The organism is Psychrobacter halodurans (assembly GCF_017498075.1).
GTDB classification, from domain to species: domain Bacteria; phylum Pseudomonadota; class Gammaproteobacteria; order Pseudomonadales; family Moraxellaceae; genus Psychrobacter; species Psychrobacter celer.
In genome coordinates this window covers 1-921 of sequence record NZ_JAGBKN010000056.1, presented here as the reverse complement: position 1 = coordinate 921, position 921 = coordinate 1, and the positions used below count along the sequence as shown (strand labels likewise).

2 protein-coding genes are annotated in these 921 nt (G+C 40.8%); both read right to left on the bottom strand.

Features of this window, described 5'->3' with window-relative positions:
- Window positions 1–5 precede the first annotated feature (5 nt).
- A complete protein-coding gene (locus J3491_RS11900) occupies window positions 6–578 on the bottom strand; it encodes an IS630 family transposase (RefSeq protein WP_207970358.1) in 573 nt (190 codons plus the stop codon).
- Window positions 499–831 (bottom strand): IS630 transposase-related protein, encoded by a 333-nt coding sequence (locus tag J3491_RS11895; protein ID WP_341534391.1) that lies wholly within the window; start codon window positions 829–831, stop codon window positions 499–501. The genes J3491_RS11900 and J3491_RS11895 overlap by 80 nt, the downstream gene beginning before the upstream one ends.
- Between the last annotated feature and the right edge of the window lie 90 nt (window positions 832–921).

Sequence of the window (921 nt, the reverse complement as noted above, 5' to 3'; positions counted from 1 at the left end):
TATAGTCAGTTCAAAATAAAATTGTTATGCCTTGAACAAATATCATAAAACAATTTAGATAAATCATTCTCCATCCAGCCTTGGCGTAGAAACTTCACCTGAGCCCATTTTTTCTCGATAGGGTTCAAATCAGGGCTATAAGGTGGCAGCCATAGTATACGATGACCATGCCTGTTGAGTAGCTTTTGAATGCGTTTGCTCTTATGAAATTTGGCGTTATCCATCACAATCACGCATTTTGTTTTAAGACTTGGGATTAGTTTGTGTTTGCACCAGTTGTAGAATATGCTGCTGTTAATGTTGAGATTAAAGTAATCAAGCGCAAACAGCATCTTTTCATACAGAGCACCAATAACGTTGGTTCGCTTTTTACCTTGCCAGTTGTAGCTATCGATACATGGCTTACCAATAGGCGCGTAACCATGAGAGCGGATGGTCTCGTGCTCAAAGCCGCTTTCATCCATATAGACGATGGGATAGCCTTGCTGCGTAAAGCGATCAAGCTTTCCCTGATACGCCGCTCTTTTGATCGGACAAGCTTTTGGATGTTCTAAGGTCTTTTTTTTGACTGATGCCAACCCGCTTTAGAGCATGATAAATGCCTGTTTTGCTACAGTTCAGACGACGCGCTCGCTCATACTGGTAATCATCGGGATGTTCTTTGACATCATTAAGTAGCACGTCATCTGGTATTTTAGTGGGTTTGGTTTGTCTGGTTGTTTTGCTATGAACACGCCGCTTCCAGTTTTGTATGGTGGTTGGGCTGAGATTATAGAACTCAGCCGCCTCGGCAAAGGTCATACCCTCGTCTAAGCTTTTAAGAACTTGCATACGGAAATCTAGTGAGTAAGTCATGGTCTTTATAATAACAATTGGGTTTGATAATTAGTTTATAACACTTTTATATGGTCTTGACTATAT